Origin of the sequence: Glutamicibacter sp. NPDC087344 (genome assembly GCF_044744225.1) — a bacterium.
In the GTDB taxonomy this organism is placed as follows: Bacteria; Actinomycetota; Actinomycetes; order Actinomycetales; family Micrococcaceae; genus Glutamicibacter.
The window spans coordinates 544,623-558,988 of record NZ_JBIUXY010000001.1; the positions used below are offsets into that span (position 1 = coordinate 544,623).

12 protein-coding genes are annotated in these 14,366 nt (G+C 57.8%); all 12 read right to left on the bottom strand.

The window, feature by feature from the left end; translation table 11 throughout:
• Nucleotides 1-159: 159 nt before the first annotated feature.
• The 12 genes from ACIOWL_RS02430 to ACIOWL_RS02485 all read right to left on the bottom strand — a co-directional run bounded on the left by ACIOWL_RS02430 (nt 160) and on the right by ACIOWL_RS02485 (nt 14,318).
• On the bottom strand, nt 160-597 hold the full coding sequence (locus tag ACIOWL_RS02430; RefSeq protein ID WP_400381238.1) for a hypothetical protein: 438 nt from the start codon (nt 595-597) through the stop codon (nt 160-162).
• A 46-nt stretch (nt 598-643) separates the two neighbouring features.
• Nucleotides 644-1,855, bottom strand: coding sequence for a peptidoglycan DD-metalloendopeptidase family protein (locus tag ACIOWL_RS02435; RefSeq protein ID WP_400381240.1), 1,212 nt, complete (start codon nt 1,853-1,855; stop codon nt 644-646).
• Nucleotides 1,856-1,900: 45 nt separating this feature from the next.
• Nucleotides 1,901-2,236 carry a hypothetical protein gene (locus ACIOWL_RS02440; RefSeq protein WP_400381242.1) on the bottom strand — a complete coding sequence of 112 codons (336 nt, stop codon included), beginning with the start codon at nt 2,234-2,236 and terminating at the stop codon, nt 1,901-1,903.
• On the bottom strand, nt 2,236-4,326 hold the full coding sequence (locus ACIOWL_RS02445; protein WP_400381244.1) for a glycosyl hydrolase family 18 protein: 2,091 nt from the start codon (nt 4,324-4,326) through the stop codon (nt 2,236-2,238). The genes ACIOWL_RS02440 and ACIOWL_RS02445 overlap by 1 nt, the downstream gene beginning before the upstream one ends.
• Nucleotides 4,326-4,793 carry a hypothetical protein gene (locus tag ACIOWL_RS02450; RefSeq protein ID WP_400381246.1) on the bottom strand — a complete coding sequence of 156 codons (468 nt, stop codon included), beginning with the start codon at nt 4,791-4,793 and terminating at the stop codon, nt 4,326-4,328. Before ACIOWL_RS02450 ends, ACIOWL_RS02445 begins: the two co-directional genes overlap by 1 nt.
• Nucleotides 4,794-5,233: 440 nt before the next feature.
• On the bottom strand, nt 5,234-5,626 hold the full coding sequence (locus ACIOWL_RS02455) for a hypothetical protein (protein ID WP_400381249.1): 393 nt from the start codon (nt 5,624-5,626) through the stop codon (nt 5,234-5,236).
• 1 nt (nt 5,627) lies between these two features.
• Nucleotides 5,628-5,990, bottom strand: coding sequence for a hypothetical protein (locus tag ACIOWL_RS02460; RefSeq protein WP_400381251.1), 363 nt, complete (start codon nt 5,988-5,990; stop codon nt 5,628-5,630).
• A gap of 2 nt (nt 5,991-5,992) precedes the next feature.
• Nucleotides 5,993-6,373 (bottom strand): hypothetical protein, encoded by a 381-nt coding sequence (locus ACIOWL_RS02465; RefSeq protein ID WP_400381253.1) that lies wholly within the window; start codon nt 6,371-6,373, stop codon nt 5,993-5,995.
• A complete protein-coding gene (locus tag ACIOWL_RS02470; protein WP_400381254.1) occupies nt 6,373-6,879 on the bottom strand; it encodes a hypothetical protein in 507 nt (168 codons plus the stop codon). Before ACIOWL_RS02470 ends, ACIOWL_RS02465 begins: the two co-directional genes overlap by 1 nt.
• 225 nt (nt 6,880-7,104) lie before the next feature.
• Entirely contained in the window at nt 7,105-9,753 is a 2,649-nt protein-coding gene (locus ACIOWL_RS02475; protein WP_400381256.1) for a phage tail spike protein, read from the bottom strand.
• Between the two features lie 9 nt (nt 9,754-9,762).
• A complete protein-coding gene (locus tag ACIOWL_RS02480; RefSeq protein ID WP_400381258.1) occupies nt 9,763-10,524 on the bottom strand; it encodes a hypothetical protein in 762 nt (253 codons plus the stop codon).
• A complete protein-coding gene (locus ACIOWL_RS02485; protein ID WP_400381261.1) occupies nt 10,521-14,318 on the bottom strand; it encodes a peptidoglycan DD-metalloendopeptidase family protein in 3,798 nt (1,265 codons plus the stop codon). The genes ACIOWL_RS02480 and ACIOWL_RS02485 overlap by 4 nt, the downstream gene beginning before the upstream one ends.
• Nucleotides 14,319-14,366: the final 48 nt, after the last annotated feature.

The window sequence follows — 14,366 nt, forward strand, 5'->3', positions numbered from 1 at the left end:
CTCCATTTCTGCCCTTGCTTGGGCGTAGAAAAGCCCGGCGTCAATCTGACACAGGGCATGAAAAAACCTCGTTGGCATCTGGCCTCCGAGGTTGCTTTATCACCTGCACCGAAAGTTTCAGATGCAGATACTTTTGGTTATGCCTAATCGGCACACTGGTTACTCTCCGGTGTAGTGCACCTGGTCAGCGACGGACGGGTTATCGTCCGATACAACCGGCTGAGTACCCTCTGCGCGTTTGGCGCTCCGTGCGCGGTCTTGCAGGTCTTTGGAAATCTCCTGGACTTCAGTGCCGGTCATCACCTGCACATCCTTGACCGTCACCAGCGGATCATCACGCTGCGCCGCCGACAAGAACGGGAGAAAGCGCTGCAGGAACGCCTCCACGCCGGGGATCGCCATAATGCGGGTGATTGCACCCGCGGCGACCAGCACGCCACCCACGGCGCCGGTGGCCAGCTCTGGGGACTGCTGCGCAGCTGAGGAGTAGATCAGCGGTGCGAGAGCGGCCAGGGCGATCACCGCGGCGAAGATAGTACGGACAGTGGCGCGCCACGGGTGCGCGCTCTGGGTGGTTACTGCTTCATGCTTTGCCATGAGTCAGCCTTTCTTGGTAGGGGTTTATTAGAAGCAACGCGACGGCTTAGCCGCGCTGAGAATTGAGGTACTTCTGCAACGCTTTGACGGTGACCGGTCCGAAAGCGCCGTCGATGCGGTAGCCGGTCGGATACAGACCCTTCTTGCGTAGGAACCGCTGCAACGCCTGGATGGTGTAAGCGCCTGCTTTACCGTCAATGGCCCGGTCGTAGTAGTCCATGCCGCTGAGCCAGCTCTGAACGGCCTTCCAGGTCAGAGCACCGGCTTTACCGTCTACTAGGCCGTCGTACTTGTCGATTGCCCGAAGTACAATCTGCAACGCCTCGATAGTCTTGGCCCCGAACTTTCCATCGACGGCCAGTTTCGTGTAGTTCGTCGGCTGCTTGGATGTGCTCGGCTTTCCTGAAGGCTTGACGATCACGGAGGCTGGCGCGCTGCCCGGGTCCACGTCGTATCGGTCGAACAGGACCCGCGGGTTGAAGTTGCTTCCAACGCTGCTGTTGGACCAAGTTTCAAAATGCAGGTGTGCGCCAGTGACAACACCGGTCGCACCCACCTCTCCGATTTTCTGGCCGGCGGTTACTTGCTCGCCTTTTTTCACAGACACTTTGGACAGGTGCCCGTACCACTGCCGCGCATTGTCGGTGTTGCGGATCCGGACAAAGTTGCCGGACTTCAACCCTTTCCAGAGCCGCTTGTCCCCTGGGTAAGAGTCCGTGCGGATCTCTTCCACGACGCCGCCAAATGCTGCCACAACGTCGGTTCCAGTCGGGGCGGCGATGTCGATTCCAGCATGGCTGGTCACTTTGCCAGTCACCGGATGTTTTCGGTTCTTGGACCATTCGGATGACACGGTGCCCTTCGTGGGACTGATCATGCCCATGGTGTTCCCTTCTTCGTAGGTGATGCCGGGGATTAGTCCGGCCTTGGTAAATCGGTTTCCGTGCGGATACGTACCCACCCCGTTTGCGGGGCTAGTGACTGCTTCGATCGTCTTGCCGTCGCCTAGGCTGATCGCATCGTGGCCCTGGAACCACAGCAGAGCGCCGGGAGTTCGAAGGGCCTGGGCGACGCTGATCGGTTCGCATTCCTGCAGCTGTCGAAGCGATCCGTGCACGAACTTCACTCCGACCTCGGCGAGCGCGTAATGGATTAGGCCGGAGCAGTCGAAGCCGGTGTGTGGTGTTTTTCCGCCCCAGGTGTATTTGGTGCCTGTGTGGTTTTTGAGGGTTTTTATGAATTCGGCTGGTGTTGCCATTGGTGTTCCTCTTTTGGGCATGAAAAAAAGCCCCGTGGGTGGGGCTTAGGGGACGTATCCTGCGGGTGGGTCTGGTGGTGGGGGTTGTTTTCCGAGGTTGATGTGGTTTTCTAGGCTGGCGATGTATAGGCGGGATTTGTGTTTGTCGGCGTAGAATCCGGTGATTCTTTTGTTGAGTTTGTCTACGTCGTCTGCGTGGCGTGATTCTTGTTTTTCGAGCTTTGTGTCGAGTCGGTCTCGTTCTTCTTGTAGCTGGTCTACCAGGGCCATTTGGAGATCGCTCTTGTGTTTGCGGGCGGTGATTCGTGAGCCGATCATGGAGGCGACGACTCCGATTAGTACGCCTGCGAAGCCGAGGACGGGAGGAATCCAAGCTGGCATTATTCGTCCATTCTTCGTGTTTCGGGTGGGAGCCTTCCGCCTTGGAATGCTTCCCAAATTCTCAAATCTTCTTGCCCCAGGCTCCACATGGCGATGCCGGCCATTCCCCAATCGAAGTGTGCTCGGGCTCGCCAGTGGGTGATGGTGGTGGCGTCGGTCAGGTAGACGATGGAGGCTCCGTCTCGGTCGAGTACGTGGATGCGGCCTAGCCATAGGTCGTGGTCCAGGATTCGTACTCTTACGGGGGTGTTGACTCCGGTGCTGATGGGGATGTCTTTCCAGTGGGTGTAGACCCAGTCCAGGCTGATGCCTGTTTCGCGGGTCTCTGGTTCGTCCACGTCGGTGTTGGGCCTGAACTGATTTTTGCTGTTCCAGGTGACGTCGGTGCGTGGGATGCGTCCGAAGATTTCTGTTTGCCCGTTGATCTCTACTTCGAGGGCTTCGCGGGGCATGTACCACCAGGCGTCGCCTAGGTAGGTGTGATCGATCCAGGCGGTGCCGGTGCTGCCGTACTCGGTGGGGCCACCTGGTGGGGTGGTCTGTGCTTCGAGCTGCAGGGGCACGGTCGTTTCGGCGTTGGAGAAGTAGACTCGGGCTGATCCGTCGCGCACGCGTAGCGCGAGGACGCACCGGCCAACTTGCGGTGCTCCGCCAACTCGTTGAGCTCCGACTTGTTTGCTGGCCAGTACAGTGGTTCCTCGCATGAGTCGCAGCTGGCCAGTGTTGGTGAGGTCTGCTGTGATGCCTTGCGAGGTGATGCTGAATCGGCCGGCGGTGGCGAATTGGAATCTTGCCATCGCATACAGGCGTTGGTTTCCGAAGTCGTGGTTGAACCGGAGAGTTCCGCTTCCTCGATACTGCTTGTAGGATTCGGTGATCTGCGAGAACTGCCAGGTGCCGGCTGGTTGCGTGTAGATCGTGTTCAGCTGCTGCTGGCTGGTGGCGTAGTCATCGATGATCGTTGCCGCTACCGGGTCGCGCTGGATGACTTCCATGGTGAGGGAGTATCCACGTTTGGGTGAGACCAGGTCACCGTTGGATGCGGTGACTGGGTCTGGACGCATCAGGTATTCGGCATAGGTGGTTCCTACTGAGTTGTCAGCGATGCTCCATTGTGGGGTGCCGGCGGGTTGGCCGTAGCGGACCGCGTAGTTGCGGTTCGCGAAGACTCCGGAGTACACGCCCACGGCGTTGTCCCATTGGGTGGGCTCTTTCCAGTCGTAGACGTCGAGGAATCCCCAGAGTGATTTGCTGGATTCGTCGCGGTAGCAGATCCAGCCGATGGGGTGGTGGGTTCCGGTGTCGGACCAGGCCCGGGCACCGGTGAAGTATTGCCAGGCGCTGTAGTAGGTTCCGGAGACGCCGCGGCGTGTGGCACCCCAGCTTGATGGGTAGTCGTGGATGGACCAGAAGTAGGCGTAGAGCGGTAGGCCCATGCTGATCTTGGCTGGGTCTACTTGTGAGGTGGCCCAGTCGTAGACCTCTTCAAGCCAGAATCCGGGGCTTACTGGGCCGGGTGCGCTTCCTGACCAGGCGAAGTCGTAGGACATGATGCTCATGTGGTCGAGGATTTCGCCCAGCTGCTTGTACCTGACCCAGTTTTCGCCACCTACAGATCCGGTGGCGGTGAGTGCCGGCAGGGCGCCGGATGCTTTCTTGCCCAGTGAGTGTGCACGGTTTGCCACGACTCGGAACACCTCTTCGGACTCGGCCGAGCGGAAGTCGCCTCCGGATTCCATGTCGAGATCCACGCCGTACAGCCACGGGAACATTTCGAACATCTTAGATTGCACTTCATCGGCCAGATGGTTTCGTGCGGTGGAGCTGTTGCGCAGCGCTTCAAAGATCGCGAACGGTCCGTCTATGAGGTCTTCCATGTTTCGGAAGCAACCCCACCAGCGGATGTGTGGCCATTTCGCCCGGTACACGTCCAGAAGTACGGGGTCGAAGGTTTGTGTGAGGGTGCCTTCAGCGTTGACACGCCAACCGAAAATGCTGATGTCGGTGATGCGATCCCCATAATGGTTTAGCGCCATGCGGATTCGTTCTGTCCAGGACAGGCCAACCCAGGCCCACACGTGTTCGCTCATCATTCCCTTTCGATCCAGCCCAGTCGCAGGTGCGCCCGGGCGGTAATCTCAGTGTCTAGATTCAGGTCTTGTCGTTCGGTGACGATAGGTACGAGCCCGTACCCATGGCTTGCGGTGTGCTTTACACCGTCCGCGGTTGCTTGCCCGTTCAACGGTCCGAAGCGGTAGGACCCGACCTTTACCGGGCCTTGCCCTCTGACTTGCATGGTGACTGGCGTGGCTTTACCGGCGTTGGATAAGGCCACGACTTTCAGCCCGGGGTTGATGACGCCGTTGCGGTACTGCTCACGCGTTGGTGTCGTTCCCACCTCAGCCGGGTTCGGCACCACGCCGCTTGCTTGCTCACCGGACTGCAGCTGAATGTCGGTGACTAGCACCGCGGCGGACAGGGGAACGTCAATAGCGCTGATCCGGAGCTTGATGGACTGCACCGGCTTGTCAACATGAATCGGCTGCTGTAACCGCATTCAGTGGCCCCCCTCAACGCTCTAGGGTGCTGCCCTGGGCGCAATCATCGACATGGACACAAGGTTGAAATCCCCAACTTTGACACCCATTGCCGGGAAGCGTGGCATTGCTATCCACCCTGACGGTGATAGCTCCACACGGTACGGGGTATCTAGGCCGCCCGTTTGAGCAGTGAGGCTGAACCAGCCGGTTGTTGCCTGCTGGGAAGCGACACGCAATGACGGGTGAATCGCATTCATTAGATAGTTCACGGAGAGGCTCGGATTCGACCGGTCCACGGCAATCATGAATGAGTAGTGGACGAAATTCCCATCTAGCGCCGCGGCCACCGACCCATCACGAAACGGTGTAAGCCCTGCCCGGAGGTATGAGGAAACGTCATACCAAGGCGATTTGTCTCGGTAGGGCTGAGCCTGAGTTACAGGAAGGTCAATTGACATCATGCCCTCCTTGCGTAGGTTGATTCGGCTACGAAGTTCAGTAGATTACCGTCAGCTACTCGCGAGTAGTCATTGCCGGATACCCAGATTTGCAAGCGTCCTTCTGGGGTGATCAGGCACGCATACCCAGATTCACTAATCGCGAGGTACGCGTTGAACACCATTTGGAACGGCGGTCGTAGCTCGGTGGGCAAATCGTCAATAATGACATTGCTAGTACCTCGGCGCGTGCGAAGGTAGAAGCTCACTTGGTTATCTTCAACTTTGGCAAGGAAAACGAAGGTGCGCCCATCTCCTGCCCACCCGTTCACGGTCAAGCTCGATAGGTCGTACCAGGTTGTTTTATCGGGATACGGCGAATCGACTTTCGGGAAGTCATAAATGCTAGACAAGTCATGCCCTCCGTGGTGCGATGAAGATTGCGTTCACTTCGGTGCGGTCTTGAAGCTTCCAGTCCGCCGATGACCGTAACCACACGCGCCCGTCAGCCATGAGGAAAAGCTGCTGTTGGGCTGTGTCTGGCGTGTTCACGGACGGCCACAAGTCCTCGGGTAGACCGTAAAGGATATTCCCGTCAATGATCTGCGTACCGGACGGGTTGACTCGTAGCGAAACGATGATCAGGTTCTCGGTGACCTGCGCCCAACACCCCGTCGAACCACCCAACCCAACGATGCCCGGACGTAAATATCCGCGCAGGTCATACAGTGGATTCGCGGCAGGAAACCGTGTGTTCAGAATCGGTAAGGTAATCACAACTACGCCCTTCTAGGTGCCGTGAACATGCAGGATACTTCGGTTCGGTCAGCGAGGTACCAGCCGGTTTGGGCATATGAGCGCTTCCAGATTCTGCCGTCCGTCATCAAGAAAATTCCCTGCAATGCCGAATCTGGAGTGTTCACCACAGGCTTGAATTCATCGGGAAGCCCAATCAGGATATTTCCGGTTGATTCGTCTACGATCCCCGAAGGGTTCACACGAATGGACACCATAACCGTGTTCGGGGTGATCTGCCCCCAGCAAGAGAACGCGCCACCTGTCGCCGTCGTGACAATGCCAGGGGCAAGAAAGCTGCTCAGGTTGTAGATCGGGTAAAGCGACGGGTACGGCGTAGCCAACACAGGTAAATCAAGCGCCACTACTGGCTCACCTCCGATCTAGTGCCAAGCTTTGGACGGGTGAGCCCAATGCGCCCCGATGCTCCACTGGTTTTTCCCAGTATCAAGAATGCAGGGCGCGCTGCCTGATTGGCCGGCAAGATGAAATCGTGCTCCACCTTGTAAGACCAATCAGGCCAAGCCGTCAAAGTCAGCTGTGCGTTAGACCCCGCTACCGTTGACCCATTCATGTAATCCACCCGGGGCCGCACACCGGTAAGACCAACGACGTCCTGCAACAGGACATCGAGCGTCCAGGCAAATGGCCTAGACCCGGTGGCGGTTGAGTCTTCAAACGGGAACCAGAACCCAATGTCACCGGTGCCGGGCAGCGCTCCCACATCAATCCACGAGATCCACCCGTAGTCCGGGTCCCAGAGCGTGCTGATGTAGGCATTGTTCCCGGAGGAATCGCCTCGCCAGACCTGCGCTGGTGCCATGATCTTGTTCAGATGCTCCTGCTGCTGATCGATCTGATCTTGCAACATGTCGATCCTGTCATTCACTTGATCGCTCCCTTCCGGAGGAACAACACCAGCTGACCAGGGAAGCTCAGTGGTATGCGGTAGCCAGCCGGAGACCGCGGCGCCGGGCTGCAACATCAAGTCCGTGATATCGACAGTGGCGCCGCTTGGCAGTCCCTTGACTGTCGTGCGGAGTTTGATCAATGCTGGTCTTTTACTGACTCGCAAGACACCTTGCATTCAGGCCCCCTAGGAAAGTTCAAGATCGATCGTTTCGCTGGTGCCGTCTTCGTAAGTGACTACCGCTTGAACCGTGACGTTTGGAGCCCATCCCGCGGGACCCTGCGATTCCAGATTCATCGAAAAGGCGTACGCATCTCGATTATCTGGATTCACGGTCTGCTCGATCCACCGCTCTCCGGAACCGCTGAATCTCACGGCCTTATCCCCGGTTCCGTTCCCTGCTACCACTGCAGCCCCGAAGTGTGCCCAGTGCGCCAGATCGTTATCGAACCTGGCGTTCAGCAGAAGGTTGAATGGCACCAAGTCAAAGGTGCCAACCCCGGCCCCGGTATCAAGCACGCCGGCGTCCGTGGTCTCAGAAGATCCCAGCTCGCGCAGTTTCGCGGACAAGGTGATTTTCGAGGTCCACGGCCGGATCACGTCATATTCGAGCTTGACGATCCGCTGCCGGCTGGAAATCCCAACCTCTTCATCAACGACGGTCACATAATCGCCAGCGTCGAAGCGATCCAGATCAGAATCCGTCTGGGCGCTAAAGTCACTGACTGTCACCTCATACGAGCGTTCAGGCCGGGAGCGCTTCGCCAGCGTCGCCTGCGTCATGGCGAGCATCGTGTACGGCGATGTGCCCGACTTGAAGTCGTAGACCGCTTCTTTCACCTCAGAGGTAAAAGAGAAATCCTCTACGTACGGCTTCCCACCGTTGATCGCCGCGATAGTCAGCCCATCGGCGTTCTTCGCGTAAATCCTGGTTACCAAGCTCGTCGTGTCCACGACGCTCTTGCTATCGGTCAGCCCCTTGCCCTGGAAAAAGCCGATACCCTGATCACGGCCACTAGAAGCCACCAAAGACACACGGCGGTTGGCGTTGTCGAACAGCAGATCTCCTCCATGATTCTTCTGCACCTCACGCAGCAACGCCAATGGGTTAGTGTCTTCCGTTCCCCACGTGCGCAACGTTGTCACATTCGCAATTCCAACAACCCACCCCGTACCGGCGAGCGCTTTTGTCATGACGTCGCCTGCGGTGACTTGCTGGAATTCTTGGGCGTTGATTTGGCCTTTGGTGGCGAGTTCGTAGAATCGGGCTTCGGCGTAGACGTCCAGGAGGATTCGTCGGCCGGCGCGTGCTTTGGTGATGCGTCGAATCCAGTAGGTTTCATCTGCGACGGTGATGCGGCGTTCGGCTTCGAGTAGTGGGGCGTGTTTGTGGTTGGCCGGGATTTGTAGCTCGAATTTTTGTTCGCCGTTGACTTCGTTGGTGATGATCGCTGAGAGGGCGTCGATGATTCCGGCTTCGGGGGTGTCGTCGTTCCATAGGATCACTGGGGCGTGTGGGTATCTTGGCGGTGGTGTGTCCTCCCATTGTCGTGCGGTGACGTTGACGATGAATGTGCGGGTGATTTGCCGCCCAATTTCGTCGGTGAGGGTGATGCTGATTTCGCCGGTTCCGACTTCGAATCCTGCGGCCAGGGTGAGGGTGCTGCTGGCGATCGTTGCGACGGTGATTCTTGGTGCGACGATGGTCCAGGTTGGTGCGCCCTGGTTGCTGTAGACCAGCGGGATGTTGAGTATTCCGCCCTGTTCCAGGGTTTGGTTCGGGATGGGGTTCAGCGTTGGTGCTGGCTCTGCTGGTTCTTCGACGTTGAAGCCGGAGAAGGTTTGCCCGTTGCCGATGGGCACGGTCCAGCGGAGGAGTCCGGTAAATGCGGCGGGTAGCTGCGCGCCGGTTTGCCAGGATGCGCCGTTGTCGTTTGACCAGTAGGGGGTTGATCCTGCTGGTGCTCCGTCCACGACTGGCAGGGTGGCCCAGGAGACGCGTTCTGCGCCGGTGGACAGTTCGCGGTCGCCGTTGGCGGTGATGCCAATTTCGGTGAGCGTGAAGTTTGTCCTGTTGGCGTTGAGCTGCCCGTCAGCCCAGAGGCCTAGGGACATGGCGTCGGTGAATGCGGCTAGGTCGAAGCTTGCGCTGGGATGGGCTACGACTGCTTCATCGAATACTCCGGTAGTCCAGACTGCGCCGGAGGGTAGCGCGTAGATGTCTAGGTCTGCGGTGCTGGCTGGGTTGGGTGTTCCGGTGAAGGAACGCACTGGGCCTAGCCAGGTGGCTTTGGTGCTCTGGTTGACGGAGAACAGCTGGCTGGTTTTGGCGTCCATGTCTAGCAGCTGGCCAACGAATTGCCATTCAAGCGTCTGGACCCAGGGGGTATCTTCGGCTTGGTCGAGGATTGCTGTTCCGGCGGCGTTGTACACCTGGTGTCGTAGGCGGCCGGAGGCATAGGTGGCCAGGTACACCAGCGGGTTGCTGCCGCGGGTGGACATGAGTGGGCTGTGGGCCATGACGTAATTCTGTCGAGTCCACAGTCCGACCAGCAGCTTCCCGGAGGACGGCCACAGGCCGGCGAAGTTCGCCAGCTTGAAGCCGCCCTTGTCCGTGGCCGGGTTAACCGTGTTGAGGCCCATTTGATAGCCCCATTTGCCCTGAACGTATCCGTCATTGGCGCCGCCAACGACGCGCAGCCAGTTGCGTGAGGGGGTGATCGAGTCGGAGTAATTCAGGCCTGACCCTGGTGTGATGCGTTGCAACGCTACGGGGTTCAGGCCGGGGAATGAGGTTGGGATTTCACCAGACCAGCCGAAACGGTCATCCCACATATGAGCCTCCTAGATTCGTCTAGCGTTCGGATAGAGCCTGCGTGTTCCCGCAGGTGCCCCGGTGACGCTGACCGTTGTTGCCGTGCCTTTGCGGATCTGGGCGCGGCGATAATGGGACATTTGCGCGATGAGGTTGCCGACCTTCACCCCGCTACTGTTTTTGCGGTAGAACTCGAAGTCCTGATAATTGAGCACGTTCGTGAATCCGGCTGGTGTGGCAGCCACAACTACTTGGAATGATCCAATGGTGATTGTGGCTTGCGCGCCAGAGGGAAACTCGATCGTCGGGTATGCCGCGGTGTTACCTAAAGCCAACGTGTAACTTGTGGAGGTGGTGAAGGGCACCGCCGCGGGTGTCACTTGTCGGGCTTCGGCCTGCCCCACCGTTTCGAAGTTCACATCGGCGCGCAGTACAAATCCTGTCCCGCGCTCCCACACCATGCGGCTCCACTGGATTCCTGCGGAGACCATGACCTCTGGATACTTCCAGTCGGTGTCGATCTCCACGATGAGGTCTCGTGGCCCACGCTCTGGGTCTAGCAGCTCCACGAATTGATCGCGTCGTTGAGCAACTTCTGTTGTGGTTCTTCCTTCAATGAGTACGTCGAAGGTGAATGCACTGTGCGTGCGTGAGGCGGCCCCGAAGTACCGTCCGCTTCCTGGTTTGTCCGTTGTCTCCAATGAGAGACCAGCCAGTGACGGCCACTCGGTAAGAGTGGCCGTCACACCGGCCAGGGTGCCTGTAGATGTTCCTCCGTAGATGAAACTCAACTGCTCGTCACACCTTCCAGATTCTTTTTGCCCTGCGCACGCGAAGCGCGCTGGGCGTTGGTCCACAGTTCCTGTGCCGTCAAGGTGAGATCGTCATCGTCACGGATTTCTTGGTGTTCCACGTTCACCAGTGGCCCGTTGACGATCATTGTTGCGGTGTTCTCACCCTGGCTGGTGGTGAACTCGATTGCCTTGATCGTTGCATCCCATTGGGAGGGATTCAGGATCGCTTCCGGCTTCCGAGTCTTGTTTTCGATCATGGAGATTCCCGGGCCAAGCCAGCCGCCCTCATCGTGCAGGTAGGACATGAAGTTGAACGGGCTACCGTTCTTCCACAATTCCGCGTGCAGGTGAGGTCCGGTACTGCGTCCGGTATTTCCAGACTTGGCAATGACCTGTCCGGCAGTCACTTGATCGCCTGGCTTAGCAACCCACCCGGACAAGTGCCCGTAGTAGGAGCTCATACCGTTAGCGTGATCAACGACCATTCCCCGGCCGGTGCGCCCCGTCACGATCCCTTCGCCGATCTTGCGAACCACACCGTTGAGCATCGAATGCACCGCGGAGCCAATGGCTACCGCGAAGTCGATGCCTGCGTGCGGGTATGCTCCGCGAGAGGTTCCGAATCCTGAGGTGATTGGCCCGGACGCTGGTTTCGCAAAGGACCCCAGCGGCCCGTCAAAGACCAGAGCGCCGTCGCTTCCGACAGCCTCTCCGTCTTTCTTCGTGGCCCAACCAGTCAGCCCGTCCAGCACCTTGAACCCGGCACCGCGAATCAACTCATTGAACCCTCCACCAGGGATGAAGGATGAAATTGATTGCTTCAGCGGTTCGGTGACTGCGCGGACACCTGCTGACAACATGCCAACAGCCCAGTCCTTGACCTTGCCGACAGTGTCGGTGACGCCTCCCCAGACGTTAGACCAGAAGCCGCCGATAGGCATCTTCGAGGACTTCTCATCATGCCCACCGTTCATCGCTGGCAGGGCTGCCATTGGCGCTTGCACACCGCCACTGAGCATCTTCTGAGTCTCAGTGGCGGTGTAGACGTAGCCCGGACCAGTGTTGATAAGCTCAGGGCCTTCTTCACCAACGAGCTTCCAGCCGTTCTTCATTTGGCCGCCCTTGGCGAACGCAGGAAGAGTGACTGTCGGCAAGGTCCAGTCAAGTCCGAGCTTGCTAGACATGGTGTTGATCATGTCTCGCAGGCCGTTGTTGTAGACCGTGTTTACGACAAAATCAATTGGCTTGTACGCGATATCTTTGACCGTGTCCCAAACCTTTTTGATTCCATCGACACCTTTTTCAAAGGCTGGCTTGACCGTGTCATTGATGAAATCACCGAGCGCCTGGAATACGGGCTTAATGTAGGTGTTCCACACGTACTTGACAGCGTCCGAGAGGACTTCCCATCCAGCCTTCACATTTTTGAAAGCTGGACTGAGGACGTTCTCCCAAACCCACTTGAAGAAGTCACCTACCGCTTGAAACACTGGCTTGATGCCGTTGTTCCATACGTTGCTGACCGCTGGCGAAAGAGTGTCGCGCCAGAACGAAATCACCGCACTGAACGCTGGCTTCAATACTGAATTCCAGACCAAGCTGAAGAAGTCACCCAAGGCCTTGAACACCGGCTTAATGACGTTGTTCCAGGCGTTCTGCAACGCCGGTGCCAACGTGTTCTTCCAGTAGTTCATGAGCGCGGTTGCGGCCGGCTTGAGTAATGTGTTCCAAACCCAAACGAAGAAGTCACCGAGCGCCTGGAATACCGGCTTGAGAACCTTGTCCCATAGCGTTTTCAGAGCATAGAACACCACTCCGAAGTACACGGACAGTGCCATGAGGGCAACTTTGACTACAGTTTCCCAAATCGCTTTGAATACTGAACCTATGGCTTGGAACACGGGCTTGAGGGTGTTATTCCAGAAGCCGACGAGTACACCGACAACAGCTCCGAAAACTTGCCCAATGGCCTCAAACGCCGGCTTGAGTAGCCCCTCCCAGATACCAACAAAGAACCCCGAAATAGCGTTCCAAATGTTGATGAAGAAGTTCCTGAAATCTTCATTGGTGTTCCAGAGGTAAATGAACCCAGCAACCAGACCCGCGATAGCACTGATGATCAAGCCGAAAATGTTCGCCTTCATCACCAAGTTCAGCGCCGCGAATCCACCCTGAAGCAGCTTGACGGCCGACGCCAGCGAAGTGACAACGGTAATCGCACCACGAAACAGCATGAATCCGCCGGCCGCGGAAGCAAGCGTAATTGCCAGCGGCTTCAGCCAAGCTTGGTTCTCTTTCACCCATCCGGTGAATGCTTGAAGTGCAGGAATGGCGGTGGTGTTCACGAAGCGGAAAGCACTGGTGAGCGCCGGCAAGAAAGCCTTACCAATGGTCTCTTTCAGATCCGCCCAGGAGGCCAAAGCCACCTGACGCTGATGCTCGAAAGTGTCTTCCTCGCGCATGAAGTTGCCCTGCGCGTCAGCTGACTGGGCATAGAGCGATGACTGAACCGCCAAGGCTTTCGTCTCGGCTTCCAGCTGAGGCACCTTGCCGGCGGTTGCCTTCTCGTAGGCATTCTCAGCAGAGGTCAGAGCCAGCTGAGCGCGCTTGGCCTCGTCTGAGTCCTTGCCATGCTTCTTGATGACCTCGTTGTATTTGCTCTGCGCCAGAGTCATCTTCGTGGCAGCGGCTTCAACCTTTTCGGAATCGACCACCGGCTTGATGATGTTCTTGGACAGCGCTTCAGCTTCCAAGGACGCGGCACTCAGCGTAATGCCGTACCGCTCGATCGGGTCCATCTCGCCCTTCAGGGCCGATGAGATTGCCTCGATCGCTTCCTTAGTGGTTCCACCGAACATCGATGCCATGTCCGCGCCCATGCCGATCAGACCATTGGTCTTATCAGCAATCTCATCCATGGGAGTTCCCATGTTTTTCAGCTGCGAACCCAGAAGGGTTCCCAACTCGCGGTACTCATTAGATGAGATGCCTACAGCCTGCGAAGCTGAGGCAGCCCAGTCATGCATGACTTGAGCATTTTCCTTGAAAACAGTGTCAATTGCGCCCACGGACTGCTCAGCTTGACCGGCCAGATTCACCATTTCCCCAACGCCGCGAGCAATCGCATCAATGGAGAAATAAGTTACTACACCGGCGAGCGCGCCCTTGAAGGCTTGGCTGAATCCGCCTCCGGCGCGGCGTCCGCCGCCTTCTGCTTGGTCTTCGGCGGAGTCGGTGGCGGTCTTCATGCCGCGGGACAGTTCGGCCTTGAGGCGTTGGCCTACGCCTTTCCAGCCTTTGGCGTAGCCGGCGGATGCTGTTTCGGAGGATTTGCTGGCGTCTTTGAGTGCTTTTTCGGATTGGTCCAGTTCGGACTGCAGCCGGTTTTGTGCGTCTGCGGCCGCCTTGGTTTCCATCTCAAGTTTTTGTTCGGCGGTGGCCAGGCGGTCCACGGCGGAGAGGGCTTGGGAGGATTTCGTCCCGAACTTCTCGGTGCTTTCGTTGACTTTGGCTTGCGCAATTTCGACTTTGCGCTTGGCTGCTTCTTGCTTTCGGGCAGAGACTTCAGCTTGAGCGGCGATTCGCTTTTCAGCGAGCTCGACGGATGCAGTGAGCTTTTCAACGTCGGGCTTGTTCTGCTCGAAGCCTTTGGAGATCGCTTTGCCCATGGCGATGCCAGTTTTGGAGGCGTCGGATTCGACGCCCTTGAAGATTCCGCCGATCTGCTTGCCAAGCGTGGAGGTTTCAGCGGCTAGGGTCAGGTATCCGACACCAAGTTCGACAGCGGCCACGTGTACCTCCCTTAAAGAGCTGAGAGGGCACTAACCGGTTGGTTAGTG

Coding starts and splice junctions, on each gene's coding strand:
- ACIOWL_RS02430 (WP_400381238.1), bottom strand. CDS start 597: ATGGCAAAGCATGAAGCAGTAACCACCCAGAGCGCGCACCCGTGGCGC.
- ACIOWL_RS02435 (WP_400381240.1), bottom strand. CDS start 1,855: ATGGCAACACCAGCCGAATTCATAAAAACCCTCAAAAACCACACAGGC.
- ACIOWL_RS02440 (WP_400381242.1), bottom strand. CDS start 2,236: ATGCCAGCTTGGATTCCTCCCGTCCTCGGCTTCGCAGGCGTACTAATC.
- ACIOWL_RS02445 (WP_400381244.1), bottom strand. CDS start 4,326: ATGAGCGAACACGTGTGGGCCTGGGTTGGCCTGTCCTGGACAGAACGA.
- ACIOWL_RS02450 (WP_400381246.1), bottom strand. CDS start 4,793: ATGCGGTTACAGCAGCCGATTCATGTTGACAAGCCGGTGCAGTCCATC.
- ACIOWL_RS02470 (WP_400381254.1), bottom strand. CDS start 6,879: ATGTTGCAAGATCAGATCGATCAGCAGCAGGAGCATCTGAACAAGATC.
- ACIOWL_RS02475 (WP_400381256.1), bottom strand. CDS start 9,753: ATGTGGGATGACCGTTTCGGCTGGTCTGGTGAAATCCCAACCTCATTC.